Source organism: Armatimonas sp. (genome assembly GCF_031410135.1).
Lineage (GTDB): Bacteria > Armatimonadota > Armatimonadia > Armatimonadales > Armatimonadaceae > Armatimonas.
This window is the reverse complement of the sequence record NZ_JANNYP010000235.1, coordinates 1-6,625: the sequence shown is the minus strand read 5'-3', so window position 1 is coordinate 6,625 and position 6,625 is coordinate 1. Positions and strand designations below refer to the sequence as shown.

At 56.1% G+C, this 6,625-nt stretch carries 4 protein-coding genes; all 4 read left to right on the top strand.

Annotated elements, in window-relative coordinates:
• The coding region (locus RMO15_RS08410; protein WP_309710539.1) for a hypothetical protein at positions 1 to 204 on the top strand (204 nt) is incomplete at its 5' end.
• Between the two features lie 26 nt (positions 205 to 230).
• Complete coding sequence (locus RMO15_RS08405; protein ID WP_309710536.1) at positions 231 to 3,023, top strand: hypothetical protein; 2,793 nt, start codon at positions 231 to 233, stop codon at positions 3,021 to 3,023.
• A 95-nt stretch (positions 3,024 to 3,118) separates the two neighbouring features.
• Positions 3,119 to 4,840, top strand: a complete 1,722-nt coding sequence (locus RMO15_RS08400) for an ATPase, T2SS/T4P/T4SS family (RefSeq protein ID WP_309710533.1) — start codon at positions 3,119 to 3,121, stop codon at positions 4,838 to 4,840.
• Positions 4,841 to 4,873: 33 nt separating this feature from the next.
• A complete protein-coding gene (locus tag RMO15_RS08395) occupies positions 4,874 to 6,613 on the top strand; it encodes an Hsp70 family protein (RefSeq protein WP_309710530.1) in 1,740 nt (579 codons plus the stop codon).
• The last annotated feature ends 12 nt before the right edge of the window (positions 6,614 to 6,625 follow it).

Here is a 6,625-nt window from a genome sequence, read left to right as displayed (position 1 = left end):
CTCATCCCAGAGAACGGCAGTGGAGAAAGTATTGCGATGGTTCGTATCAACGAACACTCACGCTGGCTCTCCGTAGGCGACAGCGTGGGAAATGGTTTTGTCGTCCGCAGTATCAGACGAACGGATCGGGGTAGTGAGCTGGAGATCGTGGATTCCAGCGACCCGAAAAATACCAAGCGTCAGTTTACCTACCCGGTGAACTGATCAACAAAGATGGAGGAGTTACTCTCGTGCAAACTCAAAAAAATCTCTTAACCCTCGGGCTGGCGTCCCTGGGTGCCATTAGTATGGCAAGTCCATCGGAAGCGGCACGTCGTGCCGTCAACGATATCACCGAATTCAGCGTTACTGCCGAAGAAGCAGCCACGCGCATCATCATCACCGGCAGTCAGGCTTTCACCCCGGAAGTCAAGAGCTTCGGCAAGAGCGGTGTTACCACCATTACTCTTCCCGGAGTCTGGCAGGCAGGTAAAGCGGGCGTTCAGAATCTCCAAAAAAACGGCGTTGCTTTTGTGCGCTATGGCCAGTATGCCATGAAGCCCAACAAGCAAGTCCGCATTGTCGCGAACTACTCGAGTAAGCTTCGTCAGCCCCTCAAGTACGAACTGGTTCCCTCAGAGGACAAGACCCACTGGGAAGTGGTTCTCTATGCCCCCGGAGCAGAGCCCAGTGATTCCTTCACCACCGGACTGCGTCCTGTCCAGGTTCCTGCAATCGCCGCAGCCCCTCCAGGCCTTAAGAATACACCGTACCATGTCGCCTTAGCCGCGGATAAAGACCCCATCCCCTCGATCGCTGTATGGGACAAGCGTGCGGCAATCTCCGTAGATACGCATGCTCTTACTGCAGCAGCGACTCGTGTTGCTTCCAGTGTGGCGATGGCTCCGATGAACATGGCCACGATGATGTCACACACTCTCATGGCGGCTCCAAAGCTAAGCCTAGCCAGTGTGCTTAATATCGCGCCACGTCCACGTCCTCTTGTGGCGACCATTGCGACAGCGAGTCCGCTAAACCCCTACCCCAGCCGCACGATCACCCCTAAAGTAACTCAGAAGGTCGCCACGAAAGGACTTCCTCCCAAGGATGCTCCCGTCACCCTCACTGAGGCTCTGAGTGCGCCAATTGCACGTGCCACGGCCCCCACTCAGGCTCCCCCCCCGATCACCGTCGCTACGGCAGCTCCCAAGCCAGAGCCGAAAGTTGCTCCCAAGCCAGAGACGAAGACCGAACTCAAGTCAGAGCCGAAAAAGGCGGAGCCGATCGCCACACCCAAGCCAGAGCCGGTGGCGATTACAAAAGTTGCTTCGCAAGAAAACACCCTTGATCGTATTGTCAAGCTGGATGTTGTCAATGGGGAGCTCACCGATGTCCTCAAGCTGATTCAGATGCAGGCGAAGGTCAATATCGTCTCGGGGCAGAGTGTGGTTGGTAAGAAAGTCACGCTTTCCCTAGATAAAGTTCCTCTTCGTGACGCCCTAGACTGGGTGACACGGCTTTCCGGTGTTGCCTACACGATGGAAGGCAATAACACAATCATCGTCGGTACGGGCCAGGAAATCTCACTCCTAAAGCGCACCAACCAGACCCCTGAGGCGATCTCCGCAAGCATTCCGTTCTATTATGCGGATGCAGAGTCGCTCAAAACCGCGCTCACCAGCTCATTCCCGAACGTGACGATCCATATCATTCGTGCAAGCGAAGAGTCGAAAAAAGGGGAAGAGAACGCTCAGCAAGGCAGCGCTTTTGCTCCAACCGGAGAGCGCATCGGTGCAGGAGCCGGGGCAAATGGGACGAACACAGGTGCAGGGTCTTCCATGACCTCCCTCAAGCCGCGTGGTGGCTCTATCTACGTGGTTGGCACTCGCTCCATTGTGGAAGAGATCCGAATCACCATTGAGGATATGGAAAAAGGCCTCGTCGAGATCGCCCAGCGTGATTCCGACCGTAAGGCCGACCAGCTCCGTGGCTATGTCACTGACACCTACGAAGTGAAGTTTGTAGACCCGACCCAGGCAGCCAAGCTGGTTCTGGAGAGTGTTCCTAATCTGATTGTTCGCCCTGGCCCCTCCCAGCGCTTTATCGCCACTGCTCTCGGGGTTGGCGGTGCACTAGGTCAAGGCGGCGGAATGGGTGCAGGCGGTGGCGGAGCCCAGGGTGGCGGAATGGGTGCAGGCGGTGGCGGAGCCCAGGGAGGCCAAGGGCAGGGAGGCCAAGGACAGGGAGGCGGACTTGTGGAGTCTCGTCTGCTCTTGCTGACCGGCAAGGAGGGCGATGTTAAACGTGCCAAAGAGATGCTCAACCAGCTTGATATCAAGCCACCTCAGTTTATCTACGAGGCGCGCCTTGTCGAGATGAGCAAAGACAATGCCACCAAGCTGGGTCTGACGTATGACCTAGGCCGTGCCATACAGATTGGTGAGAACGACCTTGGTGGCCAGCCCAACACCACAGTCAATGGAACCGCAGGAGGCCGTCAGCCAAACGGAGGAGCGATCTTCCGCACGCCCTATAGCATTGCCACAAAAATTGACGCGCTTGCGACACTGGGGAAAGCCAATATCCTGGCCCGCCCCACTCTCTCCGCGCTGGATGGAAATCAGGCAGTGACGTTTATTGGAGATCAGGTTCCCTACGTGATCTCACAGTCTATCGGCCCAACCGGTGGCCTGAATGTGGTTACGGGAATTGCGAGTGCGGGAATCCGGCTGCAAGTGTCAGGGCGCTCCAATGGCGACGGTACGATGACAATCTACGTCCACCCGGAGATCTCCACGATCACTCAGTTCGTCGGGGGACTACCGCAGATCTCCACACGGTTTGTGGACACCACGATCCGTGTGAAAAATGGGGAGACCATCGCTATCGGTGGCCTGGTTCAGAAGACCGAGATTGACAACATGCGTAAGATTCCGCTGATCGGGGATCTGCCGATTCTCGGACAGCTCTTCCGCTCCAGCGACAAAAGCAGCAGGGAGAGCGAGGTGCTGATCTTCATCACCTGTTCTCTGTCAAAAGACTAAAAGACGAATCGTCTTTAATCCCTAAAGGGGGCAGCCGTGCACGAGCGGCTGGCCTCTTTTTTTGGCCTGCTCCTACCAACAATACCAGCATAGGTATGACTGCAACACAAACAAACCGCATAGGTGACGTTCTCGTTGAGAAAGGACTTCTCACTCAGGAGCAGCTCCAAAGCGCCATGGACAAGCAGAAACAGCTCGGAGGCAAGCAGCCTCTGGGGGAAATCCTCGTCTCCATGGGCCTCATCACCGAGCGCACCCGGGTCATGGCACTTGGGGAGCAGTGGGGAGTTGAGTACGTTGACCTCACGGAAGTCATTATCCCCGACGATGTCTCGTCACTAATCTCCCAAGAGCTCGCGCGTCGCTATAAGATGGTTCCCCTCGAAGTCGTGGGCAACCAGATCAAGATGGCGATGAAGAATCCACTGGATATCTTCGCCACCGACGAGATCCGGCTCATGACGGGCAAGGAAGTTCTCCCCCTGATCGCCACCGAGGACGATATTCTTCTAGCCATCAATGAGAACTATAAAGTCGCGGCTCAGAATCTCAATAATGTTCTCCAGACCTTCAAGAACGAAGAAGTGGAGCTGGATCGGAAGCGGCCTGAGGAGCTGGCTGCTGAAGTGGACCAAGCCGAGGCGGAGTCTGCCCCGATCATTCAGCTTGCCAATGCCCTGATCTCCCGCGCCATTGCTGAAAAAGCTTCCGATATTCACATCGAGCCCGCTCGTGAGTCTATCCGAATCCGCTACCGTGTGGATGGCATTCTAATGGACGGCCTCACGGTGCCCAAAAACGCACAGAACGCGCTCACCAGCCGCATTAAGATCATGGCGGACATGGATATCGCAGAGAAGCGTGCTCCACAAGATGGCCGCATCTCGATGATCATCCAGAGCAAGCAATACGACTTCCGCGTCTCCAGTCTCCCGGCTGTCTACGGCGAAAAGATCGTCATGCGTGTACTTGATAAGAGCAATATTAATATTGGTCTGCACCGCCTCGGTCTGCTCCCCCACACGTTCGAGATGTTTGAGACCATGCTGATGCGCTCGTATGGCCTAATTCTCGTCACCGGGCCGACGGGCTCTGGTAAATCTACGACGCTCTACTCCAGTCTCTCGAAAGTGAGCTCGGCGGAGAAGAATATCATCACGATTGAGGATCCCGTTGAGTATGAGATTACGGGAATTACTCAAGTCGGTGTGAACAACAAAGCCCACATGACCTTCGCCGCGGGCCTGAAGGCCATGCTACGCCAAGACCCAGATATCATCATGGTCGGAGAGATGCGTGACCAAGAGACAGCCAATATCGCCATTGAAGCCGCTCTCACCGGACACTTAGTCTTCTCGACGCTTCACACCAACGATGCTCCGGGTGCCGTCGCCCGTCTTATGGACATGGGAGTCGAGCCGTTTCTGATTGCCTCCGCCACGGTTGGCGTGATGGCTCAGCGCCTCATGCGCCGTGTCTGTGACAAGTGTAAGACAACCTATGAGCCTCCCAAAGAAGCCATCCGCCGCCTGGGAATGAGCCTCGATGATATGGAAAATGGCAAGATTACCTTCTATCGAGGCCGAGGATGTGAGATCTGCAAGGGGACGGGCTACAAAGGGCGCGTCGGTTGCTACGAGCTTATGCCCGTCACCGATAAAGTACGTGAGCTAATCCTAGCGCATGCCTCCGCCTATGCCATCCGCGAAGCTGCCATTGAAGGCGGAATGCGCTCCCTCAAAGAAGATGCGATGGAAAAAATTCTCCTGGGCATGACCACTCTGGAAGAAAGCTTGCGTGTTATCTACTCTGGCTAAAGATTCGTCCAAGAAGAGACACAATATAGTAAGATGAATGCGATCCCTAAGTCAGCCCCGAGCGGCCCGATCATTGGCATTGATCTAGGCACGTCCACGTCGGCAATCGCTTTCCTCACCCATGACGGCGAGCCGGAGCTGATCCCGGATCTTCATGGCGATACGATTGTTCCCAGCATGGTGCAGCTCCTGCCCGATGGTCAGCTTGTCGTCGGCTCCGTCGCCAAGAGCGGCGCTGTCACCTACCACGACCGTACGGCCATGGAAGTTAAGCGCCTCATGGGCACCGGTGAGACCGTCAAGCTGGGCAAGAAAGTCTTCTTCCCTGAGGAGATCGGCACCGAGATCCTCAAGCACCTGAAACAAGCTGCCGAGACCAAGCTCAACCGTGAGATCCAAGACGTCGTCATCTCGGTTCCTGCCCGCTTTGAAAACGCCGCTCGTGAGGCCACGCGTAAAGCCGCCCAAGCGGCAGGTCTGAATGTGCTGCGCCTTATCAATGAGCCGACTGCCGCTGCCCTTGCCTATGGCCTGGGCCATATCGCCGATCAGAGTAAAGTTCTTGTCTTTGACTTCGGAGGCGGCACGCTTGATGTCACGGTGCTTGAGATGTTCGAGGGCATCCTGGACATTCGCACCTCCGTGGGAGATGACAAGCTCGGTGGTAAAGACATTGATGAGGCGATGATTGCCTTGTTGCGCGATAAGTACAAAGAGACGACGGGCAAGAAAATGCCGCCGCCCTCGCGCGATAAAAAAGCCGCACAGCGCATCAAAGAAGAGGCAGAGATTGTCAAGAAGACCCTCTCGTTCGCGGATACGGTTCAGATCAATCTCACCAGTCTTGTCGGAGAACAGAGCCTCGTCTGTACTCTTACCCGCGATGAGCTCGATGCACAGCTAGAGAGCATGCTCATGCGTGCCATGGGCGTGGTCAATGAAGCGCTTGCTCGTGCCCGCCTGAAGTGGGACGATATTGATGTCATCCTACCCATCGGGGGCTCCAGCCGCATTCCCATGTTCCGCCGCGCCTTGGAGTTCGCGTCGGGGAAAGACCTCTACTCCGGCTCACTCAGCCCCGATGAAGCCGTCGCGCTGGGAGCCGCCATCGCGGCGGCAATTGAGCAGAATCTCTATCAAGAGCAACAAAAAGCCATCATGATCCTGGATGTCTCGCCTCATAGGCTGGGCGTGGCCACGATCAAGCAAGTGGGCAATGAGCAGTTTGTCGAAGACTACTTCAGCGAGCTCATCCCCAAAGACGCCAAGCTCCCGGCGATTACCAAACGAGACTACATGACCCTCTCCGATGGGACGGGGCCGATTGCCATTCGTATCTACGAGGCCGTGACAGAGGGCAATCTCTGCCGCGAGCACCGGATGATCAGTGAGCTGGCACTCAGAGCGCTCAATGCGGAGTCCAAAGACGAGCCCATCCAAGTCGAGTTCCGCTACACTCTTGATGGCACTCTGGAAGTCGCAGCTCGCTACATCAGTGCCCCCATGGTGCAGGTAGACGGCAAGTTTATCTTAGATGCTCCCGGTGCAGGCGGCGCGGAGATTCCCCAGGAAGTCTGGCGCAATGCACCGCTTGCCGAGCTTGCCTTCCCTCTTCTGGAGCAAGCCGAGCGCCTGATCAAAGAGCGTCCTGAGCTTTCCGGCCCGATAGGTGATCTCACCGGTTTTGTCAAGCTAGCCGTGATCCAGAACGACGAAGACGAAGTGCGCAAGCGTCTTGATAAGCTCACGGATCTCCTTTTTGAGATTGCCTAAGCTCCCCTGAGG